This window comes from Ruegeria sp. ANG-S4 (assembly GCF_000814005.1).
Lineage (GTDB): Bacteria > Pseudomonadota > Alphaproteobacteria > Rhodobacterales > Rhodobacteraceae > Ruegeria.
The window spans coordinates 301,643-325,653 of the sequence record NZ_JWLK01000002.1; the positions used below are offsets into that span (position 1 = coordinate 301,643).

Here is a 24,011-nt window from a genome sequence, read left to right on the forward strand (position 1 = left end):
TGGCTACTCATAGAACCGGTAATCAATCTCGATCTGGCGGCTCAAACCCACAAGATCATTTAGAAAATCCTGAATGTATTCGTGCAGACCGGATTCAAAGATTTCGGATATCTGTCTGTTGAGGTACTTTTCGTACAGCGCGTTTGATGCCTCGATGGAAGGCCCGGCAAAGCCATAGTCTTTCATCAGATAGGCCAGGTTTTCCTGGATTTTTCTGCAACAGAAGTGAAGGCTTCGGGGCATCCGCCCGTCCAGGATCAGGAACTGCGCGATATCGGTCGGGCTGGTCTTTTGCCCGTAGGTCAATCGATAGCCACCGCCGGCACCAACGGACCGCAGAATGCTTTCCCATTGAATATTGTCCAAAGAAGATCCAACAGAGAAAGCCGTCGGCAAAAGCACATAGTACTTTACATCCAGAATTCGCCCGGTGTTGTCGGCACGCTCAACAAAAGTGCCGATGCGCGTGAAGTCAAAAATGTCATTTCTCAGCATGGTGCCAAGGTTGGCACCCCGAACCAACGCGGCCTGGTGGCGGATAAGCTCCAGAACCGCCGGCAGATCACGCTCATTCACGCGGCGTTTCATAACCGCGTCGATCTGCATCCATGTGGCGTTTACTGCGCTCCAGACGTCATGCGTCAGCGCAGTTCTCACCAGACGCGCATTGTCGCGCGCCTGTTTGATGACGGATTTCACAGAAGACGCGTTATCGGCGTCCCGCAAAACCCAATCGACCGCGTTGTCTTTGGTCACTTCATCGTATTTGGCCAGGTATTCATTGAGAACACCTGCGGTCTGGAGCACAGAGGCCCATTCTTCGACCGAGTTCTTGGTGCGGGTCAGCGCCATACGCTGGCCCGTCTCCAACAACCTTGCCGTATTCTCTGCGCGTTCCAAATAGCGGGACATCCAGAACAACCCGCCAGCAGTTTTTCCCAGCATGGTCAGTCCTCCAGAACCCAGGTGTCTTTGGTTCCGCCGCCCTGGCTTGAATTCACCACCAGCGATCCCTTTTTCAGGGCAACCCGCGTCAGACCGCCGGGGGTTATCTTGATCCCCTCCGGCGAGGCGAGCACAAACGGGCGTAGATCCACATGCCTTGGGGCCAATCCGGATCGCGCAAAAATCGGAACCGTCGACAACGACAGTGTCGGTTGCGCGATGTAGTTCGCCGGTCGCGATTTCAGCTTGGCGCGGAACGCCGTGATCTCTTTCTTACTGGCAGTGGGACCAATAAGCATCCCGTACCCGCCTGAGCCATGGACCTCTTTCACGACAAGCTCGGACAAGTTATCGAGAACAAAGGACAATGATTCAGGATCGCTGCACCGCCACGTCGGTACGTTCTGAAGAAGAGGTTTTTCCCCGGTATAGAACTCAACGATTTCGGGCATATACGAATATATCGCCTTGTCGTCCGCGATACCCGTGCCCGGGGCATTTGCAATTGTAATGCCCCCTGCCCTGTAGACGTCAAGAATACCCGGAACGCCCAATGCGCTGTCCGGATTGAAGTTCAATGGGTCAAGGAAATCGTCGTCGACCCGACGATACAGAACGTCGATCGGGCGGTAGCCTCGGGTGGTCCGCATACACACGCGCCCGTCATGCACACGCAAGTCATGACCTTCGACCAGTTCCACAGCCATCTGATCCGCCAGGAACGCATGTTCATAATAGGCCGAATTGAAAATCCCGGGCGTCAGCACGGCGACGGTGGGCTCGCCTTCCGCACAGTCAGGCGCACAAGCCGCTAGGGACCTTCGCAAATTGCGCGGATAGTCCGAGACATTGCGCACATTTGTGGCACCAAACAGCTCAGGGAACATCTTGAGCATGGTTTCCCGGTTTTCCAGCATATAGCTGACGCCGGACGGCGTGCGGGCATTGTCCTCCAGAACATAGAACTCATCAGGTCCGGTGCGCACCAGATCTATGCCAACAATATGCGTGTAAATCTGACCGGGCGGTGAAACACCCAACATCTGCGGCAGGAAGGCCTCGTTTTCCGCGATCATCTCAGCGGGAACACGACCTGCACGAACGATTTCCTGTCGATGGTATATATCGTGAAGAAAGGCATTGATGGCCCGGACGCGTTGCTCGATGCCGCGTTCAAGCCGCTGCCATTCCCGTCCGGAAATCACGCGCGGAACGATGTCGAAAGGAATTAACCGTTCCTCAGCCTCAGCTTTGCCGTATACGTTAAACGTAATCCCTGTGAGCCTGAAAACTTCCTCAGCTTCGCGCTGCTTGGCCCTTAGTCTTGAGACATCTTCTGCATTAAACCATCGGCCGATTTCTTCGTACGGACCCCGTAGAGATCCATCGCCGTTGAACATTTCATCAAAATAGTCACTCATGCGAGAATTTTGACGAACAAATCAGAGTTTTCAAGAGAAACGGTTCGGGTTGCCGGAGCCCACAGCAAATACGGCTATTTTTGCAGCTAATCACGGCGAGGCGATGACCGGCAATTATTGGACCGCACCAAACGTCTGCACGAAAGGATCAATCAGCTTACGCCGTTCGAAATTCCGTAAAGCCATGATCCAAAAACGACCGAAACCCCCGGATCCGATGTCATTTCTTCAAGCCAAAAGAGCCTCGATTTTCGCCAGGGTCGCCGCATTGACAGCCACACCGTCTGTCTGGGCTGCCACCCGTTTGGCCCGACGGCCATCACCGGGTAAATGTGCGCCATCCTGAAAGCGAATGGCTTCGACAAGACTTGAAATGCCGGTGTCAAACCTGCCGCCCGCCGTCGCGCCGGGGTCGATGGCAATAAAGAACTGGCCGGTTTTCGGTGGCCCGCCCGCCGTGCCGGAAAACGGCGACGCGTTGATGCCCAACGTCGCCCCGGTCATCGCAGCTGCCATAAGCTCGACCATCAGCGCGACACCCACACCCTTGTATCCGCCCGACGGTGCCATAGACCCTTTGAGGGCAACATCGGGGTCCGTCGTCGGGTTTCCGTTTGAATCCAATGCCCAACCCACCGGGATTGATTTGCCTTCACGCGCGTGTTTCATGACCTCGCTTCGGGCAATGGTGCTGGCGCTCTGATCAATCAGCAATGCAGGCTGCCCGTCCGTACCCGGAGCCGCAATTGAAAACGGGTTGGTGCCCACAACCGGCTTTGACCCCCCGGACGGCGCGATTGAGGCTGGCGCATTGGTAAATCCCATCGCAACGAGCCCCGCTTGTGCAAGCCTGTAGGTGTGATAACCCAAAACACCGCAATTATAGCTGTTCTTGATGGCCAGAACGGCAACACCTTGTTCACGCGCAGTTGGGATCAACGCGTCAAACCCCAAATCGATGGCTGAATGAGCGAACCCAGTCGCAGCATCAACCGCGATGACCCCGGGCTTTGGTCGCGACAATTCGGGTTGTGCCTGCCCGTCGACCTTACCGCACTGTACATGCTCGCAATAGATCGGGATGTAGGCCAGACCATGGCTTGCGACGCCATCTGCCTCGGTTGCGGCGGTTGCCTCCGCCAGAGGACGAGCGTTGTTTTCCGACGTACCGGAGGCAACCAGCGCGCGGAATGACAGGTCTTCGATTTCAGCAAGGGAAAGGGTCTTTGTGTCGGTCACGTTCTTGTCTCGTCAATCGTTGTCGGAAAGTCCGGCCCCTGCACCCAGAAGGCGTGATTCATCGGTTGCGGGGGCATAGGTGCGTCGGGCGAAGTCGTTCAGCACATCCCAACTGTCCTGCGCGGGCCGTGCTCGGGTATGTTGCTTGCGATGTCCATCTGGCGCAGTGCCAAACGAAACTGTCACATGCTCTGCGTTCACCGGAAAGGTTTCAGACAGCGTAAGGCGGACGCCGTCGGTTACGGCCAGCTCTCCGTCTGCTTCGACAGTCAGCGAACGCTCCAAGAGACGTGCGGCATGGCCTACAAATGCCAATAATAAAACTGGGGCAACGACCCGTTTCATTTCAACCGGACCGTCCTTCAGAAGATGTACACAATCGGACAACAAAGGCCCCGCCGAAAGCGGGCACAAATCGCCCTCTCCTTGCCAAGGGTTGTCGATTCGCCCCGGACGATGATCCTGTGGGTTCGAAGCCAGCCCCAGTTGCAGCAAGTCGGCAAGCACCGCTGTCCCGTCTACGCCCTGAGCGCACAACCAGCGTGTCGCTTTGGCGGCCTCTTCGGCCTGACCCCAGGAATACCCTGCGCCGCGGGTCGCGCGTTTGGCAGTCGCTTCAACCTCGTTCAACGAGAAACTCATGCCGTGACCTGCGGGTAGACCCAGAAATCCGCGTTTTCGACCGTCAACTCGTCTGGATAAGGCGCGCCGGCATACATGCAGATACGAACCCAGCGATCCGACCGGGGGTCAAAATGCGTGGCCCCGAAGAACGACAGCTTCGCCCGCAGCATATCGATTGGCGCGACAGTTGCGCTGATCGTGTTGTCGTGAACCTCTCCGTACGGTGCTGCGCGACCCATTTGGAGGCGTCGCACCGTATGACGATGTTCGGGGTGGCGCAGCAGGAATTCTGCAATCGGTTGTTCATCGTCCCAACCGCGTAACGCATCATAGGCTGCGGCCGCATCCCGCCCGGGGGCCAATGGCTGTTCGTAGTCCGCGATGGGTTCCTCAAACCGCTCGCCCAACCGGGGCTCCAGTTTCTCCTCGGATACATACCATGCACGCGCGCAGTTCTCGGTTGCCGACCAATCCAAGTCGAGCGCCCAACCAAAGGTCCCTTTGATCATCTGCTTTACGTCGCAGATTGGCATGGCACCATCGATGATGAACGCCCCTGCGTTGCTATCGGCCATGCAGTCCACAAGCCCATCCACAAGATCGCCGTAGGGTTCAAGGATCAGCGAGGCCAAAAGCTCTTGCCCTTCTTCGCTGAGCGCCGTTTCCGACCATGTCACCAGCCTATCCCAAGGATAGTCGTAATTCAGACTATCCCCGGTAAGGTGGTCCGATATTGCTTTCAAATCGGCACGCAATTGACCGAGCTTCCTGACCTGAATTGGATGATCGGATCGCCACCATGAGATTGAAAGTTTGCTGCGTTCGAAAATCTGACGGAAATGGCTGGTTTCGGTCTGTGTCGCAGCTTTCAACGACCGAACGCGCGCAATCGCTTCTTCCCGGACCATGATCCAGTTGTTGAACAAAACCGGGTGATTGATGATGAACGGCGCCATGCCCAGCCCGGTCGAGTTTCCGATGCCCAGCCAACGCGCGATCTCGGGGTCCAACTCTGCCGTCTGATCGCCGCCTTTGGCGCGCGCCATGTGCTGGACCAGATCGCGCACGAAAACCCGCGTCAGATAGACCGACAGCATCTCGGCCTGAAACGGTGCACTGACTTCATCCCGATCTGCGATCTTTTCACGATCAGCCGCGCCGAATTTGCCCGAGCCATAAACGGCGGTTGTCCGCATGAGATAGCCGACCTTGTAGATTTGTTCGAGGTCTGGTTGCAAACCGGCTGCGAGACGATCCACCACATGCGCCCACAGGCGCACCGAGCGGTTGGCGCGTGACAGTGACAATTCGTTTTCGCTGACACGTCCGGCCTCTTGCAACGGTACATTCTGCGACAGGCGCTTGATGTCGTCCGGATCGGGAATGCCGTCGAACAGCGCAAAGGTGGCATCCCACGCTTCGGCAATCACACGGTCCGAGCGCTTTTCCGGCGGCAGATCATGGGCAAACGCCACAAGGGAATAGGCCCGTTCCGGACCGTGGGCGGTGTAAACTGCGTGTCCGACACCCTTGGAATCAATGTCGAAAACAGGGCGGGAGAAAGACCAGCCCTCTCGCGCCATTCGGCAGGTCAGCTGGCGCATAAAACTGAGGCGGCACTGATGCAGCGACCCAAGCCGCGAGAGCCGCATGACGCGTGCGGGATCTCGTCTGCTGATAACTGTCCGCGCCGTTTCCATCCAGCTACCCTTTGGCTACGAAATTCTCGGCAAAGAACCGATACCAGTTCCCTCCCATGATACCTGCCACTTCGTCTTTGTTGAGGCCCGTGGCGCGCAACCCTTCTTCGATGTTTCCAAAGTCCCGGTTGTCCCGAAACCACGAAGGCATAGGGGGAAAACCGGGATTGCTGGCTGATCCTTCGCCATAATCGATCTCTTTGCTCCAGCGTCCGACCCGCATCCATTCGACCACACTGTCGGGTTGATCCTGGCACAAATCCGTTCCGATCCCCAAATGGTCGGCACCGTATTTCTCTGCAGTTCGCGCGATCATCTCGCAAAACCCATCAAGCGTGCAGTCTGACTTGTCCTTCAGGTGATGAGGATAGACCGAAAATCCCAGCATCCCACCATTTTCGGTAACAGCCCGGATCACCGAGTCTCGCTTGTTGCGCAGCGCCGGCGCCCACGCGTGAGGGTTCGCATGTGTGATGGCGATCGGGCGCTCGGACAATTCCGCGGCCTCAATCGTCGACCGATCCGCCGAGTGGCTCATGTCGACAACAAGACCCACGCGGTTCATTTCTTTGACGACCTGTTTGCCCATTCTAGTCAGGCCGGTATCCTCAGCCTCGTAACAGCCAGTCGCGAGCAGCGACTGATTGTTGTAGGTCAACTGCATGAACCGTGCGCCAAGCGTATGCACGATCTCGACCAGCCCAATATCATCTTCTATGGGCGATGGGTTCTGAAAGCCGAAGAAAACAGCTGTGCGCCCGGACTCTCGCGCCTTTTCCACGTCGCTGGCCCATAACCCTTTCATGATCAGATCGGGGTATTGTTCGAACCACCGGTTCCACTGTTCAAAGTTCAGAACGGTTTCGCGAAAGTTCTCGTGGTATGCGATGGTGACATGGATCGCGTCCACGCCTCCTTCGCGCAACTGCCGAAAAATCTTTTCGGACCAATTGGCGTACTGCAGCCCGTCAATGCGCATTACACCGGTGTTCCTGCACTGATGTACGCGGTTTTGACCGTCGTGTAGAATTCCGCTGCCGCCCGACCCTGTTCACGCGGACCATACGAACTGTCGCCGCGCCCGCCGAAGGGCACGTGATAGTCGGTGCCTGCGGTCGGCAAGTTTACAGTGACAACGCCGGTCCGAGCATTGCGCCGGAAATGCGAGGCGCGGGCCAGGGACCGGGTCACAATACCCGAGGTCAGACCGAAGTTTGTATCGTTAACCACGGCCAGCGCCGCGTCAAAGCTGTCCACTTTGATAACCGAGGTCAGCGGGGCAAACATCTCTTCACGGTTGATGCGCATGTCATTGTTGGTGTTCAGGAACACGCCGGGGCTCATGTAATAGCCGTCATGTGGCATGTCCAATCGCTGCCCGCCACACGCCAATTCGGCACCTTCGGCCTTGGCCAAATCGACATAGGCGAGGTTCTCGGCCAGTTGTTGTTCACTGACAACAGGACCCATCTGAGTTCCTTCTTCCAGCGCATGGCCCACTTTCATGGCCTTTGCACCCGCCACCAGTTTTTCGACGAATGCATCGTGAATGCCAGCGTGAACCACAAGGCGGGAAGATGCGGTACATTTCTGACCGGTACCACCAAATGCGCCCCCAAGCGCCAGAGAAACTGCGAGGTCAAGATCCGCGTCGTCCATCACGGCCAACGCGTTCTTCGATCCCATCTCCATCTGCACTTTGGTCAGGTTCGGAATGGCTGCGGCGGCGATGCCTTTGCCGACCGGAACGGAACCGGTGAACGAAATGGCATCGACTTTGGGGCTTTCGACCAAACGCTGCCCGATTGAGCGGCCAGAACCCATTACTAGGCTGAACAGACCCTTGGGAATGTCCTGACGTTCGATGATCTCAGTCAGTGCAACAGCCGACGCAGGGGTCATGTTCGCCGGCTTCCAGATGACGGCGTTTCCATAACACAGCGCTGGGGCGATCTTCCACGACGCCGTCGCAGTTGGGAAGTTCCAGGGGCTGATGACGGCGACAACTCCAACGGGTTCGCGTCTGACGTCGATTTCGATATCGGGGCGCACGGAATCTGCATTCTCACCAATCTGGCGCAAGCATTCGGCAGCGTAGTAAGTAAAGAACTGCCCGGCGCGATAAACCTCGCCCCTGCCTTCCGCAAATGGCTTGCCCTCTTCGCGGCTGAGCAATGTGCCAAGCTCTTCGGCCCGGGCCATCAATTCATTGCCAATGCCCTGCAACACCGCCTGCTTCCGCTCTAGCCCGTAGCTGGCCCATTCCGCTTGCGCGATGTGCGCGCGATCCAAAGTCGCTTCAAGCTGGTCTGTACTGGCTTGCGCATAGCGGCCGATGAGATCGCTCAGATCCGATGGATTGCGGTTTTCGATCTCGGTTTCACCGGTGGTCCACTCACCAGCGATCAGATTTGGATTAGTCACGAAACGACCCCGAATGGAAAAGTTTCGGACAGGATGGACTTCAATGCCAGCATCAGTCAAATTCAAACAACTTAAAATAACTTCAGGAAATTTGAAGCATGGCAATCAAAATCGAAATGCTGCGATGCTTTTGCACGGTTGCTCAAACCGGCAATCTGACCGAGGCCGCCGACCGCCTGGGGCGCACACAGTCCGCCCTGTCGATGACATTGAAACAACTCGAAGGGCATCTTGGGAAAAAGCTGTTTGAAGGGGAACGAAAAAACCTTTTGTCCCCATTGGGAGAGCAGGTATTCGAGATGTCCCTCAAACAGGTGCGGCAATTCGATCAAACCGTTCAGGCTATCCAAGCCGCCGCAGACGCCGCCCATGGCCAACTGCGGATCGCCTCTGTGCCTTCGGTTGCCGCGCTTATTTTTCCAGCGGTCCTCGAGCATATGACCCATCGTTTCCCGGGTCTGAAGGTGGAGCTAAGGGATACGGACACACAGCAGGTGTTGGATTCGCTCGCAGACGGCAAGGCCGACATTGGCATAGCGTCGGGGTTTCACCCCTTGAAAGGTATCAAGGCCGTTCCACTGTTCGCGGATCAGTTCGGGCTTGTGTGTTCATCGGACCATCCACTGATAACCAGCCCAGAGCCGCCAACTGTGGAAGATGTGATTGCTGCCTCATTTGTGAGAAACGCATTGTGCGATCTTATACAAACACCAAGCTTTGCGGCTGCAATCCGCAAAACCGAAGTCACAATTCACAACACTCACTCGTTGATTACCATGGTCCGAACGGGCAAATGGGTCACTTTGTTGCCTCAGACAGTCGCACGATTTATCCCCGAAACAACTGCGTTTCGCACTCTACCTGATCTGCCGGACAAACGACAGGTTTATCTCTACATCAAAGAAAAACCGCGGTTTAAGGACCTGACGGATGAATGCAGCGCATTTATTGCGCACAGCGAATTGATCAGAAACACCAATTGAAAGCCAACCCATAAAAACGACGGGAATCGAAAGATCCAAGTTAGGATTTTTGCTGCCGAACAAAACGTTTGATGTGAATGTATGAATGAGCGGCGGAACCTTCAGGAACCACCGCCCAGATCTGCGCCAGTCACGAAGACTGGGCAAATTCGTCAACCTGTGCGGTCCCGGAGGAAAGTCGAAAGCTTGGGCGCGCACCAGCTTTGGGCCCATTACCCGGTGCAACACGACGCCAATACGGGGAAAATCCGCGCCAAGTTCCCACACGCTGCACCGTGTTGGGTTTCAATAGGATCAAGAGGCTCCACCACGAAGGTCGCAATTGCCGGGGGGTTTTTGGTTGTGCTTGTATGGGATCGTATGCGCTCTGCATTCCCGAATGACGCACGCCCCATTCACAAAAGTCATTGCGCCGCCCGGATCATCGCAAAGCTTGCGCGAAATTTTTGATAGGCCTCTTCATAAACGTCGGCTTGTTGCACGTCGGGTTGCACCTCTGTTGCGATGTCCGGCGGCGAAATGACATCCGCCGGCGAAGCCCCGGTGGCGGCAATCATTCCAAGTCGTGCGGCCCCCAAAGCCGCCCCAAACTCACCCGAAACCGGCACCCGAAGTGGCAATCCAAAGACAGTCGAGATCAGTTGCAACCAGTACTTTGACGCGCTGCCGCCACCGATTGCGATGACCTCGTTCATTTGCGCATCCGTCGCCGCCAAAGCCTCGAGGCTGTCGCGCAACCCAAACGCAACACCTTCCAACACAGCGCGTGTCATGTCTTCTTTCGTTGTACCGGTGGACAGTCCGGTGAAGCTGCCCCGAATCTCGGCATCGTTGTGCGGTGTTCTTTCCCCCGACAGATAAGGCAGGAAGCGCAACTGCCCTGGTGGCGAGACTTGTTCGCCTAACGCGCGGGTCAGATCCGACGGCGATTTCCCTACCAGCCGCGCCAGCCAGTTAAGACTGTCCGTCGCCGACAGCATCACCCCCATCTGGTACCAACGTCCAGGCACGGCGTGGCAAAACGTATGCACGGCCGTCTCGGGCGCGGGTCTATAGCCATCGCGCGCCGCGAGAAGAACACCGGACGTGCCCAGAGAAACGAAACTTTGTCCTTCGTTCAGTGCGCCAATTCCACAGGCCGCCGCAGCGTTGTCACCTGCACCTCCGGCAATGATGACCGGGTTGTTCAGGCCCCAGGATCGCGCGAGCTCAGGCCGCAATTCACCAGCGGGTTGAGTGCCCTCTACAAGACGCGGCATTTGGTCAGGGCCCATGTGTCCGGCTTCAAGCAGCGTATTCGACCACTGTCTTTTGCCGACATCCAACCACGATGTACCCGCACTGTCTGACATATCGGCCACGTAATCACCGGTCAGGTAATAATTCAGATAGGCCGCTGGCAACAGGACCTTCGATGTTCTTGCAAAGATTTCGGGTTCGTTATGCCTGACCCATTCAAGCTTTGGCGCGGTGAAGCCCGGGAACACAATGTTACCGGAAAGCTCGCGTACGCCGTCTGTTTTGTCCAGAATGGCCGCCTCGGCATGAGAGCGCGTGTCGTTCCACAAGATGCAAGGGCGCAGAACGTCACCGTTTTCATCCAGCAAGGTTGCGCCGTGCATATGCCCCGCAACCCCGACGCCGCGCAGTTCGGCAAACGACGGGTAAGTTTCGCGCATTTCCGAGATCGCCTGTTCGAGCGCTTCAATCCAATCTGCCGGATCCTGTTCTGACCAACCGGCCCGAGGATGCGACACGTCATACGCGCGTTCGGTCGAACCGATTGGCGTACCAGAACCATCAACGAGCAAGGCGCGAAGCCCGGAAGTACCAAGATCAATGCCAAGAAACGTCATTCAATTGCCCTCAAGGTAAAGGCGAAGCGTAGCTTCTGTACCGGTGTTGTAGATTGCACGGAGCCACATTTCAAATGTATCTGCAAAATCAGATATTTCTGCGATGTCGCCGTAGATGTTTTTCATACCCAACCAGGCTTTGGGCTCGGTTCGCGCTTGTTTCGCAAAAGTGTTCAGGTCAAGCCACAAGGGGTCGTTTTCGGCGATTTCCGAACCGTCTTCGCGGATTCCTTCGCACATCCTTGCCCACAAGGCCTCGACCAGAGCGAGGCCGTTGAACGGCGCACCCTTTTTCAGCGCATCCCGTATCGACGGCAGGACAAATCCGGGATGCCGCGACGAACCGTCAAAGGCCACTCGTCGAACCGTGTCCGCGATCGTTGGGTTGGAAAAGCGCTTTGCGACCAATTGCAGGTACGTCTCAGGTGACATCCCGGGAACCGAAGCGACATGCGGCAGTACTTCGTCTGTCATCACGACATGAAAAAAGGAGCGCAGAACGTCGTGTTCCATCGCATCCGAGATTGTGTGCAGCCCGATGATTTCGGCCGCTCCGGCCAGAACCTGATGCCCGGCGTTAAGAATGCGGATCTTCTGCATCTCGAACCCATGGACGTTGTCAGAAAACGTCGCACCTGCTCTGTCCCACTCGGGACGACCCGCGCAAAAGTCATCCTCCATCACCCACTGACGAAAGTTCTCATGCGAAACGGGCGCAGCATCCGAGAGTCCCAGACTTTGGACCAAATCAAGTTCTCTTTGGCCCGTTGAAGGGACAATGCAATCCACCATCGAATTCGGAAAGCTACAGTTTTCGTCAATCCAATCCGCCAATGGCGGATCTTGCAGACGTGCCAGCGAAACAACGGTTTGGCGCAGAACATCCCCGTTCCCCACCAAGTTGTCACAGCTTTGCAGGGCTATCGGCCCCAACCCGTCATCCAGCCTCAGTTTCAACGCAGCGACGATTGCGCCAAAAGCGGTGCGCGGCGCGTCCGGGTTTTGGATGTCATGCACAATGTCGGGGTGCTGTCCTTCAAACCCACCGGAAACGGGATCAACGTAGTAGCCACCTTCTGTCACCGTCAGCGAAACAATGCGAATGTCCGGGCAGGCGATCCTGCGGATCAATGCAGCATTGCTTTCTTCGACCGGAAGGTAATCGATCATCGGCCCGACAATCTCGGCAGAAATACTATCGGGGCCCAGCTCTATCAAAGTCGTCAGATAATCCTGTTTCGCCAGCTTGGAACGCATCACCTTGTCGTATTCCCGAACACCGGCCCCCACAATAGCCCAGTCGTGCGCCACACCCTGCTGCATCAACCGGTGAAGGTACCAGGATTGATGCGCCCGATGAAAGTTCCCGAGGCCGATATGAACGATCCCCGCAGAAAGACGCTCACGATCATAGTTTGGGTGCTCAATGCCTTCGGGCAGCGCCGTAAACGACCTGTTGGACAATGCGATCATGCTCTGCCCTTCGCTGTGCGGTCTAAAATGGATGCCTCGACCTCGCTCAGGTTATCGAAGACCTCGACCGCACCTGCCCTCAGCAGTGTTTCGGTATGCGCGCGCTTTCTTCCCGTCAAATGACTGCCGCCGACGAATCCAATTGCGGGAATTCCGGCAGCATTTGCCCCGACGATGCCGTGCGGCGAGTCCTCAACGACGACGCACTCCTCCGGCCTCAGGTGCAAACGCTCTGCCGCCAACAGGAATAGGTCCGGCGCAGGTTTTCCATTTTCCACTTCGTCGGCACTGGATGCCGTGCCCTCGAACCATTGAGAAAGTCCGCCAAGGTCGAGCGTCGCCGCCATCCGGCGCAGCGACGCACCCGTTGCAATCGCCATTCCAACGCCCTCAGATCGCAATGCGGCCAACAGATGCTTGGCCCCCGGAATTGGCCTAAGCTGCCTTTCATATGCTGACAAAAGTCGACTTTCGACCCGAGCGGCGAATGTGTGCGGAACCGGGGAACCGAGGCGTTTGGCCACATATTGAACAATGACCGGCATCGCGACACCCAAGAACTGATCACCCACTTCGCGTTCAGTGGCGTCCTTGATGCCGAGCGCCCGCATTTCCGATGCTATGGCCTCGAGAGACAACGGCTCACTGTCGACCAGACATCCGTCCAGATCAAAAATGACACCCTTGGCCGTCGACATCCCAGCAGGTCTCCTGTGCTCTAAATGCGCTGTTGCGTCGATTGGTCGAACAGATGGACCCTCGACGGGTCGATCACGAAACCCAGTTTCGACCCCGGGCGGGCTGAAATCCGATCTTTGACCAATGCGTCCACAAGGTCCTTGCCGAACTTCGCAAATATCTGGGTCTCCGATCCTGTGGGTTCGACGACGACGACTTCCATCGGCACACCTTGCTCACCGATTTCGATATGCTCGGGCCGGATGCCGTATGTGACTTGGCGCCCGTCGGCGGCAGCTGTTTCCGGCAGCGGCAGTGTAAGCCCGCTGTCCGACACAAACACGCGGATGCCGTCGCGCGTGGCCACGGACCCATTCACAAAATTCATTGCAGGTGATCCTATGAAACCCGCAACAAATACGTTGTCCGGGTTATCATAAAGGTCCAGCGGACTGCCGATCTGTTCGACACGCCCGTCACGCATTACAACGATCTTGTCCGCCATCGTCATGGCCTCGATCTGGTCATGGGTCACATAGACAATCGTCGTGCCTAGCCGCTGATGCAGCTCTTTGATCTCGACCCTCATTGTGACACGCAATTTTGCGTCCAGATTGGAAAGCGGTTCATCGAACAAGAATACCTGTGGATCGCGCACAATTGCCCGCCCCATGGCAACGCGTTGGCGTTGACCGCCGGACAGCTCTTTCGGATAGCGTTTCAGGTATTTTGTCAGGTCCAGAATATCTGCGGCCTGCGTGACCTTTTCCTCGATCTCGCCCTTTGTACGCTTGGCCATTTTCAAGGGGAAAGCGATATTGTCGAAGACTGTTTTGTGCGGGTAAAGTGCGTAGCTTTGAAACACCATCGCGATGTCACGCTCTTTCGGCGGAATGTCATTGACAACACGATCACCGATCGAGATCGACCCATCGCTGATTTCTTCAAGCCCCGCCAGCATGCGCAAAAGGGTGGACTTGCCGCATCCCGAAGGGCCAACCAGCACCACGAATTCGCCGTCGTTGATGTCGACGCTGACGCCGTGCATCACTTGCGCGGATGCATAACGTTTGAAAACGTTTTCGATTGTAACGTTTGCCAAATTTCCGTCCTCTTATTGCGGCAAAACAATCTGCATCTTCACATCCGCCGCTGGGGCGGATGCTGCGATTTCGAAGGCGTGCACACTTTCTGAAAAGTCGAATGTTCTGGTTATCAGGGGTTTGATGTTTATGGCCCCTGAACTCAGCATGCCAACGCAGCGCGGAAAGACATGTGCATAGCGAAAGATGTTCTCGACGCGGGCCTCGCGCACCATCGCGGCGCCGGCGTCGTATTCAATGGGGTCTGGCTGACCGCCAATCATGACGACGCATCCGCCGGGGCACAGCGCGTCAAAAACCGTCTTTGCTGCGTGAGGGCTGCCTGTGGCTTCGAAAACAATATCGACACCCCAGGTGTCGGTGTCCTTCAGAACCGATCCGGTCACATCATCGGATGCTGCATTCAAAGGCACAATTGCAGGGCTGAGCGACGCGGCGATGTCCAGCTTCTTTTCCGCCAGATCAGTTACATAGACCCTGGCACACCCCGCAGCGAGTGCGGAAAGTGCGGTTACCAGACCGATCGGCCCCGCACCCAGGACCAAAGCCGTATCGCCGGGTTTAACGCGGGCCTTGGTCGCTGCGTGCACACCAACGGCCAGCGGCTCGACCATCGCCGCTTCAGCAAAGCTGACGTTGTCGGGCAGTTTAAAGGTGAACGCCTCGGGATGTACGCAGGTCGGTCGCAAAATCCCGTGAACCGGTGGCGTGGCCCAAAACCTAACGGCCGGGTCGACGTTGTACATCCCAAGCCGGGTGGCACGGCTGTTGGGGTCCGGGATGCCCGGCTCCATGCAGACCCGGTCGCCAAGGTTCAAGCTGGTCACGTCCGCACCGATTTCAACCACGGTGCCCGACGCCTCGTGCCCGAGTATCATGGGTTCATTCACGACAAACGGCCCAATGCGACCATGGGTGTAATAGTGAACGTCTGAACCACAGATGCCCACAGTGTGCAGCTTGATCCGCACGTCCCGAGGACCCAGTTTTTCTTCGACGCGATCTATCGCAGGAAAATCCCGCAGGCTGATTTCGTCTTTCTTTTCAAGGACCAGAGATTGCATGTCTCAGCCTTTCCTGATGATGTAGATGGCCAGCACCAAAGCGATGGCGTTTGAAATCCAGATGGTCAGACCCAAGGGCTCGATGAAACGGAACCAGAAAAGCGACAAAGCGATCCAGATGACGACCGAAATAAACAACCGGTCAAACCAATTGGTCTCGATCGGCAAGAACCCGGACTTCTGTTCAGGCTCGAAGTCTTCCATCTGATCATCCAGATGCGTTGAGGCCAACGGGGTGTCGTCGCGATCTGCCATGGATCTATCCTTTCACCGCGCCAAAGGTCAGGCCCGCGACAATATGCTTTTGGACAAGGCCAAACACGATCAGGGCCGGTATGAGAGTGAAGACCGAGATTGCAGCCATGATCCCCCATTCTGTCCCGGTCGTCGTGACGTATTCAGACAGGCCGGTGGTCAGGGTGCGGGCATTGAAATTGGTCAAAGTGGCGGCCAGCAGATATTCATTCCACGCAAAAACCCAAGTCAGAATGAGTGTCACGGCCAAACCCGGACGACAGAGCGGAAAGATGATCTCGGTGATGACTTTCCATGAACTGGCACCATCGACGTAAGCCGCCTCGTCCAGTTCCTTCGGGATACCGTCCACAGTGGGGCGCAGCGTCCAGATCGCAAATGGAAGGTTGAACGTGCAGTAGACCAGGATCATGCCAATTCTTGTGTCCAGCAGGCTCCATTCGCCAACCGCATAGACGGTTGTCATCAACAGGAACATCGGCAACAAAAAGACGGCAGGGGGTGCCATGCGGTTCGTGATCGTCCAGAAAAAGATCGATTCCTTCCCGCTCATGTTGAAACGCGACAACGCATAGCAGGCCAGAAACCCAAGAATGGTGCACAGTAAAGCGTTGCCGGTCGAAATAATCACCGAATTCAGCATATAGCTGCGCAACAGGCGATCGCCCCAGACTTTGGCATAGTTGCCCCAATACGGGTCACTCAGAATGATATCCGGCGTGGAAAACAACTGAACTGCAGGTTTCACGGATATGACGAACAGCCAGTAGATCGGGAACAATGTCAGGAAACTGACAAGCGTCCAGAAAACAATGCCGACGATCGCGCTTTTCTTCTTCATCGGCTCAGTCCTTCTTATTGCGCGGGGCTAGCATGGTCACATAAAGCAACCAGCAAACTACAATGGTGAGGTAAAGCACGATGACCGAAATGGTTGATCCGTAACCGTAATTCGTCTTCGGGAAGACCTCTTTGAAAATATGGACCCCGACAAACCGCGTGGCAGAGCCGGGCCCGCCTCCTGTAAGCATCCAGACCTCATCAACCGTGCGCAGCGCATCCATCAGTCGAATGAATACGGTTGCGACAACAGCCGGCGCGATCATGGGCAGCGTGATATGCCAGAAAATCTGCCGCTTGCCCGCCCCGTCGATTTGGGCCTGCTCAAAAGGATCGGGCGGCAGGGACACCAGAGCCGCGATAAGGGTCAGTGTCACCAACGGGGTCCAATGCCAGACATCCATGATGACGATGGTGGCAAATGCGGCCGTCGCAGACGTGCCGATGTTCATCGTTATTCCGAACCATTCATCCAGATAATGGGGGATGATCCCGATGGATGGCGTCGTCATCAGCTTCCAGACCGACCCGACAATGATCGGGGCCACGATCAACGGAAGCGTATGAATGGTACGAAAGATCGCCTTGCCGGGAAAGTCGCGCATGAAGGCCTGCGCAAGGAAGTATCCAAGGATCAACTCGGACAAAACAGCGAAGACCACAAACAGGACGGTGACGCCAAGCGAATTCAAAAAAGCCTGGTCAAAGACAATCTGTCGGAAGTTGTCAGCCCCATTGAAGACCATCTCGGGGTTGACCGCGAACGGGTTCCATTGGTGGAACGACACGTACACGACATAGATGAAAGGCAGCACGCCGAAGAAAAAGAGGATGACCAGTGTAGGTGCCAGAAAAATCCAGCCAAGTCTCTTGGATTGCATGAGGCACGTCCTGATTGTGCGCGTCTTGATGGTGTTAGACGATTTATAATTGCACAGAATTTCTGATTTGGCGTGGGCCGCCACCACCGCGATGGTGGCGACCCGGTCGGCAACCTTGGGGAGAAGTGGTTTACTTGCGGTAGCCGAGTTCCGTGAGTGTCGATTCTGCCGCTGTGGCCATCTGGTCCAGCCCGTCTTGCACACCCAGATCTCCAGTCAGGATCTGGTAGAAGATTGGCGCTGTGGCTTCGCGAACCTGAGCGTGGAACGGATAGGCCGGTGCACCGGCAAACAGATACCCTTTGTCCCGGATCAGGTCGTAGTAGCCGCCCAGCTCTTCATTGAAGGCCACCACTTTCGGGTCGTCATACGTTGCCGTATGCGTCACACGCGGCGCTGCGACGGCCCAGTCCGGCTGAACCTCGTTTTGCGCGATAAACTGCAAGAATAGTGCGGTCGCTTCCTTGTTTTTTGAGGAATGCGGCATGCCGAACGCGCCACCGTCATAGTAGCCGATGTACCCTTCACCCGCTTCCGCCGCGTCCAGAACGCCATCTGCCAACGGTGGCAGCGCAACACCTACTTTACCTACAACGAGCGATTTGCTGTCATCAGCTGCGATCCAGCCCGCGTTTTCGCCGTAGACCAAACCTTGTGCTGCACGGCCGGCACCGAAAGTCGTGCCCACTTCGGTCCAGGTTGAGGCCGGGCTTTCTGGCGGCGCAATATCGCGCATGCTCAGCCACCATGTCATTGCCTCAACAGCTTCAGGGCCGTTCATGGCACCACCGTTTGCAACCGAAGCCGCATAGTTGTTGTCTGCGTCGATGCCCCAGTTGTAAACGCCGAATGTTGGCGCAACGGACTCGTAGTACTCATACCAGGACGCGACGTGGCCGGTATGGGCCTGTGCTGTGGTACCCCACAGTTCCAAGTCGTTTTCTTTGCCGTAATCCGTAAAGAACTGGGCAATCTCGGAATACTCATCATGCGTCGTCGCGGGCACAAGATCGCGTCCGGTCTTTTCTTTGAACGCTGCCTGAATGTCCGCATCGCCAAATAGGTCTTTCCGGTAGAGATAGACCTTCAGGAACGCCTCCATCGGCACACCGTAGAGGTTTCCATCTGCGTCCTTGAAGTAGTCCGCGAATGTCGTGAAGTTGCCTTCGTCATAATTGGGCGCTTGCAAATCCGGATTATCGGCCAGAAAGGCGGTCAGGTTGGTCAGAAAATCGCGCGCCAGGTAGGAATAGATGATGTCCTGCTCGATATAGACCATGTCATAGATGCCTGTCCCGGCTTCCATGTCCTTGATGCCTTTGTCGAACATCTGATCCCAGGACGTTGTCTCAACATCAACGCGGATGCCGGTCAGCTCTTCGAACTGAGGTGCGAGAACCTCGCGTATATACAAAGACGGCGGCGAAGACTCGGTCACACCCCGGATTGTCACGCCCTGGTACGGCTCAGCCGCTTTCTGCCACCAAGCGTGACCATCGGCAACGGCCGCCGTGGCGGCAACGGTAAGGGCCAGCGCTGACGCGCCGATCTTGAATGCAAAGCTCACGGTATTCCTCCCATTTGTTTTCAGAGGTTCCGAGCGCGACGTTCTCGGCGACTCGCTCCACCTCGCTCCGACATAATGCTTATGTATGGTCACTCATGCAACTGTAAATTTTCATTTGTATGATTTGCCTTTCATATGTAAATGTGCAAGCGTGATCCAATCGCCAAAAGAAATGGCAATGCGCTGGCGCAGGCAGGAGGGGTCTTAAGTGGCACGTGAAGTAATTGAAGACAGCGACGCGTTCGTCACCGAGATTTGCTGGCATTACTATGTAAACGAAATGACTCAGGCCGAGATTGCCCGTCTCATGAATGTAACCCGTCTACGGGTGAACCAGGCGATCCAACGCGCCAAAGCCAAGGGTTTTGTGAAGATCCAAATCGAGTCGCCGTTCCTGCCCCGAATAGAACTACAGGAAGAACTCAAAGCCGCCCTTGGTCTTCGCCGGGCTGTCGTCAGTCCTTCCAATGCGGCAGAGTATGATTACCACAAACCTGTTGGCGCAGCGTTGGCGACCGTGCTGACCGAACGGCTGGCGACCGGGGAATGGTCCTCTTTCGGCGTATCCTGGGGACTGACGCTGGATTCTGCCATACGCAAGCTGCCGCGTCAGACCCATCCGGATCTCGAAGTTGTCTCTATCCTTGGGGGAACCGCGCGGGGCTCGACGTTGAATTCCTTCGGCATCGCCTCGGGTATCGCCAATGTGCTGGGCGCGCGCTACTCGGTGCTTACAGCCCCGATCTACCTTTCCGAGGGCATTGATCGCGAACTGTTCCTGTCTCAGTATGCCCTCAAGGACCACTTCGAAAAATTCAGATCCTTGGACGCCGTTCTGCTGACGTGTTCGAATGTTTCCGACAAATCCTTTCTGGTCGAACATGGCCTGCCTCATGGTCTGACGCCCGAGGGGCTCATCAAAGCTGGCGCGATCGGAGATGTTCTGGGGCAGTTCCTTGATCGAAACGGCCAATCCGTTTCCGAAGAAGTCGACAACCGAACAATCGGAATGCCACTTAGTCAGGTTCTGGAGATACCTGAAAAAATCATGGCGGCTGCGGGTCCACACAAGGTCGAAATTCTAAATGCGGCCTGTAAACGCGGATTGGTCGATACGCTGGTAACGGACGACGTCACCGCGCGGCTTTTGCTGGAAAGCTGCGACACAGCCAGCAAAGCTGCCGAGTAACGAGGACTGGAAGCCCATGACCCTCGCTCCGGACAGCCTTGGCCCAACGATTTGTATCGGAGAAATCCTGGCCGAGATCGTTGTCACATCGATAGGCGAAGGGTTCGATCAACCGCTTCCGATGATTGGTCCGTTTCCAAGCGGAGCACCAGCCATCTTCATCGATCAATGTGCCAGAATGGGAGGGTCCGCCGCCATCGTTGGCGCAGTTGGCAAAGATGATTTTGGTCGAATGAACCTCACCCGTTTGCAGGATGACGGCGTGGACATCTCCGGCGTGATCGTAAGCCCAGATTACCCGACAGGCACTGCCTTTGTGCGTTACAGACCTGATGGCGACCGGGACTTTGTTTTCAATCTTTGGACATCAGCTGCCGGGCAGTTGCGTTGGAATGATAAGGTCGACGACGTCGTTTCCCGTGGCGGACACCTTCACATAATGGGCACCGCCATCGGCAACGGAACGGTTTGGCCAATTGTCGCGCGTGCGGCTCACATAATCAAACAGCGGGGTGGATCTGTGTCACTGGACCCGAACCTGCGCAAAGAACTGAATGGCGATGCTGATGTGAAGATAATGGACGTCATCAAGATGACAGATCTTCTACTGCCATCGGGGGACGAATTGTACCACGCCGCGGGCTTGTCGTCGGACGTAAACGAGAAAACTGCAGTTGCGAAACTGTTTGCCAGTGGCGTTTCAGAGATTGCGATAAAGCGTGGGGAAAACGGCTCCTCCTGCTACGTAAGCGATGGAACCATCACCCATGCTTCGGCTTTTGGCGTGACCGAGGTTGACCCCACCGGTGCCGGGGATTGCTTTGGCGGGGCTTATGTCGCCGCACGCCGACTTGGCCTGACAACCGATGAGGCGCTGACATATGCCAACGCTGCTGGGGCCCTCAACGTCACCCAACAAGGACCAATGGAGGGTGCCGCAACCCGAGAGCAGCTGGACGGATTTATTGCTGCCAAGAGGTCTGATCAATGACGTCGCTTGCGTTGACTGAACTCGCGGAACTGCGTCGCAAAGGGAAACCGCGCGGCATTACATCGGTATGTTCCGCGCACCCGCTGGTATTGCGCGCAGCCCTGCATCATGGGCGCGATACCGGGGCCACGGTTCTGATCGAAGCCACCTGCAATCAGGTCAATCACCACGGCGGCTATACCGGGATGAAACCGCAAGACTTTGCGTCCCTCGTGGTCGACATGGCGCAGCAGGAAGGTTGCCCTGCCGATCAGATCATCCTTGGCGGAGATCACCTTGGCCCCAATCCCTGGAGACGTTTGCCAGCGGATGACGCGATGGATCAGGCGTCGGACATGGTGGCTGCCTACGTCACCGCTGGTTTCAGAAAACTGCATCTGGACACTTCAATGGGCTGCGCCGACGAGCCTGTTGCGCTGGGCGACGACATGACTGCGCAAAGGGCTGCGCGTCTGGTCGAAACCGCCGAACAAACTGCGAAAGCACTAAAGCAAGCGCCGCCTCTGTATATCATCGGAACCGAGGTTCCCCCACCCGGAGGGGCAGATCATACATTGCAAAAGGTGCCGCCCACTGAACCGCAATCCGCCCGAAAGACCATAGAAGTTCATCGCCAGGCCTTTGCCGAGCTTGGTCTTTCCGAAGCTTTGCCCCGCGTCATAGGGCTTGTCGTCCAACCCGGGGTCGAATTCGGAAACACAAATGTAGTTACCTATCAGGCGGACCTGACATGCAGCTTGACCCGAGTGCTGGACGACTATCCCAACCTCGTTTTTGAAGCGCATTCGACCGATTATCAGGGAACAGGTCCGCTGACCGAACTTGTCCGAGACGGATTCTCGATCCTGAAAGTCGGGCCAGAGCTGACCTTCGCGCTGCGTGAAGCGTTGTATGCGCTTGATCTGATCGCCAGCGACCTGATCCCGGACTACGGGAATCGACCCTTGTACGAGACGATGGATAAACTGATGTTGCAGTCGCCGGATTATTGGACCGGGCACTATCATGGCACTGCGTCAGACCTGCATTTCATGCGACACTATTCGCTGTCGGATCGCATCAGGTACTATTGGACTTCGCCCGAAGCACAAACCGCAGTCACACGGCTTTTTAGCGCTTTAAAAGGCCAAAGCGTGCCGCGACCGTTGTTCTGGCAGCATCTGCCTAGGGCGGCGGCCTATGCCGAATACACACTCGATCCCGAAGACATCCTTGTTCAATGCGTGCGGGCCAATTTGGAAAACTACCAAGAGGCCTGCGACGGAAGGGAAAAACAATGACTGAACAATTTGCTGGAAAAAGCGTTATCATCACCGGCGCTGGAAAAGGCATAGGCCGGGCATGCGCCATAGAGTTGGCGAACAGGGGCGCAAGCGTCATTGCCATGGCCAGAACCCAGGAAGACCTTGAGGAGCTTTCCCGGCTGACCGGATGTCGGTCCATTCAGGTGGACCTGATGGACAATGATGCGGCGCGAAACGCTATGGACGATGCCGGAGTTTGCGATTTTCTGATAAACTGCGCCGGCACGAATGTGCTGCAATCTGTCTTGAACATGACGGACGATGGGTATGAGACGGTCATGGGCATCAACCTGCGCGCGGCGTTGGTTTGCGCCCAAGCGTTTGCCAGAATGCGCGTCGCGGCTGGCGGCGGCGGTGCTATCTTGAATGTCACGTCGATTGCAGGGCATCGCGGGTTCGACGAACACGTTTGTTATGCGGCGTCCAAAGCCGGGCTGGAAGGGGCAACCCGTGTCATGGCGCGCGAACTTGGGCCGCATGGAATCCGGGTGAACGCGGTCGCTCCGACAATAACAATGACCGATTTGGCTGCAGCAGCGTGGTTGGACCCTGCAAAAAAGGATCCGATGATGGTACGCCATCCAATCGGGCGATTTGCAGAAGTGCAGGATGTGGCCAAATCCATTGTGATGCTGCTGTCGGATGATGCCCCGATGGTCACTGGCGTCGTCTTACCGATAGATGGCGGGTTTCTCGCCAATTGATCCCTGAATCGCCACACCAAGGAGACTAAAATGGCCGTAACGCTAAACGGAAAAATCGCCGCTGTAACCGGGGCCGCTTCGGGGATAGGGCTGGCCGCCACACGCGCGTTGCAGGCAGAAGGCGCGACGGTCGTCATGGTCGATCGGGATCAAAAAGCGCTGGAAACACTGACGTCACAACTGGGCGACAAAGCCGTGGCGCAGGTTACCGATCTGTTGGACCCGGAAAGCTGCAAGGCGATGGTTCCGGACATTCTTGGTAAAGTGGATCAAATCGACATCCTGTTTTGCAATGCGGGAACATACATTGGCGGCGATTTGGATGAGACGGATCCCGATACGATCGACCGAATGCTGAACCTGAACGTCAACGCAGTGATGAAGAACGTACATGCCGTAATTCCACAAATGAAAAAGCAGGGTTCAGGTGATATCTGGGTGACATGCTCGGTGGCTGGTCACAGCGCAATCCCGTGGGAGCCTGTCTACTCTGGATCGAAATGGGCAATGACCTGCTTTGTTCAGACGATGCGCCGCCAGCTCCGGGAACATGGAATTCGCGTCGGGCAAATCTCACCAGGGCCGGTGGCTTCGGCCTTGTTGGCGGATTGGCCGGAAGAGAATTTGCGCAAGGCAAAGGAAAGCGGATCGATCATTGAGCCCGAGGAAGTTGCCGATGCACTTGTGTTTGCATTGACCAGGGGTCGAAATGTCACGATCCGGGACATGATTGTTCTGCCGACGAACTTCGATATCTGACGGAACCTGAA

At 56.3% G+C, this 24,011-nt stretch carries 22 protein-coding genes; 6 read left to right on the plus strand and 16 right to left on the minus strand.

The features are described 5' to 3' along the window. Positions 1-3 precede the first annotated feature (3 nt). From RA28_RS08865 to RA28_RS08895, 7 genes are all read right to left on the minus strand, one after another. Positions 4-945: an alpha-E domain-containing protein gene (locus RA28_RS08865; RefSeq protein WP_039526891.1), complete on the minus strand. Its 942-nt coding sequence runs from the start codon at positions 943-945 to the stop codon at positions 4-6. 2 nt (positions 946-947) lie between these two features. After that, positions 948-2,366 (minus strand): circularly permuted type 2 ATP-grasp protein, encoded by a 1,419-nt coding sequence (locus RA28_RS08870; RefSeq protein WP_039526894.1) that lies wholly within the window; start codon positions 2,364-2,366, stop codon positions 948-950. A 228-nt stretch (positions 2,367-2,594) separates the two neighbouring features. Beyond that, positions 2,595-3,605, minus strand: a complete 1,011-nt coding sequence (locus RA28_RS08875; protein WP_039526897.1) for an Ldh family oxidoreductase — start codon at positions 3,603-3,605, stop codon at positions 2,595-2,597. A gap of 12 nt (positions 3,606-3,617) precedes the next feature. After that, positions 3,618-4,247, minus strand: a complete 630-nt coding sequence (locus tag RA28_RS08880; protein ID WP_039526900.1) for a DUF3726 domain-containing protein — start codon at positions 4,245-4,247, stop codon at positions 3,618-3,620. Continuing rightward, positions 4,244-5,929, minus strand: coding sequence for a hypothetical protein (locus RA28_RS08885; RefSeq protein WP_039526903.1), 1,686 nt, complete (start codon positions 5,927-5,929; stop codon positions 4,244-4,246). Before RA28_RS08885 ends, RA28_RS08880 begins: the two co-directional genes overlap by 4 nt. Before the next feature lie 4 nt (positions 5,930-5,933). Beyond that, positions 5,934-6,908 (minus strand): membrane dipeptidase, encoded by a 975-nt coding sequence (locus RA28_RS08890; RefSeq protein ID WP_039526906.1) that lies wholly within the window; start codon positions 6,906-6,908, stop codon positions 5,934-5,936. Then, complete coding sequence (locus RA28_RS08895) at positions 6,908-8,353, minus strand: aldehyde dehydrogenase family protein (RefSeq protein ID WP_039527759.1); 1,446 nt, start codon at positions 8,351-8,353, stop codon at positions 6,908-6,910. Before RA28_RS08895 ends, RA28_RS08890 begins: the two co-directional genes overlap by 1 nt. 98 nt (positions 8,354-8,451) lie before the next feature. On the opposite strand from RA28_RS08895, the gene RA28_RS08900 reads away from it, so the two are divergent. Next, on the plus strand, positions 8,452-9,336 hold the full coding sequence (locus tag RA28_RS08900) for a LysR family transcriptional regulator (RefSeq protein WP_039526908.1): 885 nt from the start codon (positions 8,452-8,454) through the stop codon (positions 9,334-9,336). Between the two features lie 404 nt (positions 9,337-9,740). On the opposite strand, the gene xylB is transcribed toward RA28_RS08900, so the two are convergent. From xylB to RA28_RS08945, 9 genes are all read right to left on the minus strand, one after another. Further along, positions 9,741-11,192, minus strand: coding sequence for a xylulokinase (gene xylB, locus RA28_RS08905; RefSeq protein ID WP_039526911.1), 1,452 nt, complete (start codon positions 11,190-11,192; stop codon positions 9,741-9,743). Next, the gene (locus RA28_RS08910) at positions 11,193-12,665 is read right to left on the minus strand and encodes a mannitol dehydrogenase family protein (RefSeq protein WP_039526914.1); all 1,473 of its coding nucleotides are present in this window, start codon (positions 12,663-12,665) and stop codon (positions 11,193-11,195) included. It lies immediately after the preceding gene. Further along, entirely contained in the window at positions 12,662-13,363 is a 702-nt protein-coding gene (locus RA28_RS08915; RefSeq protein ID WP_039526917.1) for an HAD family hydrolase, read from the minus strand. The genes RA28_RS08910 and RA28_RS08915 overlap by 4 nt, the downstream gene beginning before the upstream one ends. Positions 13,364-13,383: 20 nt before the next feature. Continuing rightward, entirely contained in the window at positions 13,384-14,445 is a 1,062-nt protein-coding gene (locus RA28_RS08920) for an ABC transporter ATP-binding protein (RefSeq protein ID WP_039526921.1), read from the minus strand. Positions 14,446-14,457: 12 nt separating this feature from the next. Beyond that, entirely contained in the window at positions 14,458-15,510 is a 1,053-nt protein-coding gene (locus RA28_RS08925; RefSeq protein ID WP_039526924.1) for an NAD(P)-dependent alcohol dehydrogenase, read from the minus strand. 3 nt (positions 15,511-15,513) lie between these two features. Next, positions 15,514-15,765 (minus strand): DUF2160 family membrane protein, encoded by a 252-nt coding sequence (locus tag RA28_RS08930; RefSeq protein ID WP_082029784.1) that lies wholly within the window; start codon positions 15,763-15,765, stop codon positions 15,514-15,516. A 4-nt stretch (positions 15,766-15,769) separates the two neighbouring features. Further along, entirely contained in the window at positions 15,770-16,606 is an 837-nt protein-coding gene (locus RA28_RS08935) for a carbohydrate ABC transporter permease (RefSeq protein WP_039526926.1), read from the minus strand. Positions 16,607-16,610: 4 nt separating this feature from the next. Further along, positions 16,611-17,486 carry a carbohydrate ABC transporter permease gene (locus RA28_RS08940; protein ID WP_039526929.1) on the minus strand — a complete coding sequence of 292 codons (876 nt, stop codon included), beginning with the start codon at positions 17,484-17,486 and terminating at the stop codon, positions 16,611-16,613. A gap of 130 nt (positions 17,487-17,616) precedes the next feature. After that, the gene (locus RA28_RS08945) at positions 17,617-19,053 is read right to left on the minus strand and encodes an extracellular solute-binding protein (RefSeq protein WP_039526932.1); all 1,437 of its coding nucleotides are present in this window, start codon (positions 19,051-19,053) and stop codon (positions 17,617-17,619) included. Between the two features lie 208 nt (positions 19,054-19,261). Between RA28_RS08945 and RA28_RS08950 the strand changes: the two genes are divergently transcribed. From RA28_RS08950 to RA28_RS08970, 5 genes are read left to right on the plus strand one after another with little or no spacing between them, the layout of a single operon-like run. Further along, the gene (locus RA28_RS08950; RefSeq protein ID WP_039526935.1) at positions 19,262-20,242 is read left to right on the plus strand and encodes a sugar-binding transcriptional regulator; all 981 of its coding nucleotides are present in this window, start codon (positions 19,262-19,264) and stop codon (positions 20,240-20,242) included. Between the two features lie 16 nt (positions 20,243-20,258). Then, complete coding sequence (locus tag RA28_RS08955) at positions 20,259-21,233, plus strand: tagatose kinase (RefSeq protein ID WP_039526938.1); 975 nt, start codon at positions 20,259-20,261, stop codon at positions 21,231-21,233. Beyond that, entirely contained in the window at positions 21,230-22,513 is a 1,284-nt protein-coding gene (locus tag RA28_RS08960) for a D-tagatose-bisphosphate aldolase, class II, non-catalytic subunit (protein WP_039526941.1), read from the plus strand. The genes RA28_RS08955 and RA28_RS08960 overlap by 4 nt, the downstream gene beginning before the upstream one ends. Further along, positions 22,510-23,241, plus strand: a complete 732-nt coding sequence (locus RA28_RS08965; protein WP_039526944.1) for an SDR family oxidoreductase — start codon at positions 22,510-22,512, stop codon at positions 23,239-23,241. Before RA28_RS08960 ends, RA28_RS08965 begins: the two co-directional genes overlap by 4 nt. A gap of 30 nt (positions 23,242-23,271) precedes the next feature. Next, positions 23,272-24,000 (plus strand): SDR family oxidoreductase, encoded by a 729-nt coding sequence (locus RA28_RS08970; protein ID WP_039526947.1) that lies wholly within the window; start codon positions 23,272-23,274, stop codon positions 23,998-24,000. The last annotated feature ends 11 nt before the right edge of the window (positions 24,001-24,011 follow it).

What these genes read in the sequence shown, in the direction of transcription:
- RA28_RS08865 (WP_039526891.1), bottom strand. Translation starts at nt 945, where the DNA reads ATGCTGGGAAAAACTGCTGGCGGGTTGTTCTGGATGTCCCGCTATTTG.
- RA28_RS08870 (WP_039526894.1), bottom strand. Translation starts at nt 2,366, where the DNA reads ATGAGTGACTATTTTGATGAAATGTTCAACGGCGATGGATCTCTACGG.
- RA28_RS08880 (WP_039526900.1), bottom strand. Translation starts at nt 4,247, where the DNA reads ATGAGTTTCTCGTTGAACGAGGTTGAAGCGACTGCCAAACGCGCGACC.
- RA28_RS08885 (WP_039526903.1), bottom strand. Translation starts at nt 5,929, where the DNA reads ATGGAAACGGCGCGGACAGTTATCAGCAGACGAGATCCCGCACGCGTC.
- RA28_RS08890 (WP_039526906.1), bottom strand. Translation starts at nt 6,908, where the DNA reads ATGCGCATTGACGGGCTGCAGTACGCCAATTGGTCCGAAAAGATTTTT.
- RA28_RS08900 (WP_039526908.1), top strand. Translation starts at nt 8,452, where the DNA reads ATGGCAATCAAAATCGAAATGCTGCGATGCTTTTGCACGGTTGCTCAA.
- xylB (WP_039526911.1), bottom strand. Translation starts at nt 11,192, where the DNA reads ATGACGTTTCTTGGCATTGATCTTGGTACTTCCGGGCTTCGCGCCTTG.
- RA28_RS08910 (WP_039526914.1), bottom strand. Translation starts at nt 12,665, where the DNA reads ATGATCGCATTGTCCAACAGGTCGTTTACGGCGCTGCCCGAAGGCATT.
- RA28_RS08915 (WP_039526917.1), bottom strand. Translation starts at nt 13,363, where the DNA reads ATGTCGACGGCCAAGGGTGTCATTTTTGATCTGGACGGATGTCTGGTC.
- RA28_RS08925 (WP_039526924.1), bottom strand. Translation starts at nt 15,510, where the DNA reads ATGCAATCTCTGGTCCTTGAAAAGAAAGACGAAATCAGCCTGCGGGAT.
- RA28_RS08930 (WP_082029784.1), bottom strand. Translation starts at nt 15,765, where the DNA reads ATGGCAGATCGCGACGACACCCCGTTGGCCTCAACGCATCTGGATGAT.
- RA28_RS08935 (WP_039526926.1), bottom strand. Translation starts at nt 16,606, where the DNA reads ATGAAGAAGAAAAGCGCGATCGTCGGCATTGTTTTCTGGACGCTTGTC.
- RA28_RS08940 (WP_039526929.1), bottom strand. Translation starts at nt 17,486, where the DNA reads ATGCAATCCAAGAGACTTGGCTGGATTTTTCTGGCACCTACACTGGTC.
- RA28_RS08955 (WP_039526938.1), top strand. Translation starts at nt 20,259, where the DNA reads ATGACCCTCGCTCCGGACAGCCTTGGCCCAACGATTTGTATCGGAGAA.
- RA28_RS08960 (WP_039526941.1), top strand. Translation starts at nt 21,230, where the DNA reads ATGACGTCGCTTGCGTTGACTGAACTCGCGGAACTGCGTCGCAAAGGG.
- RA28_RS08965 (WP_039526944.1), top strand. Translation starts at nt 22,510, where the DNA reads ATGACTGAACAATTTGCTGGAAAAAGCGTTATCATCACCGGCGCTGGA.
- RA28_RS08970 (WP_039526947.1), top strand. Translation starts at nt 23,272, where the DNA reads ATGGCCGTAACGCTAAACGGAAAAATCGCCGCTGTAACCGGGGCCGCT.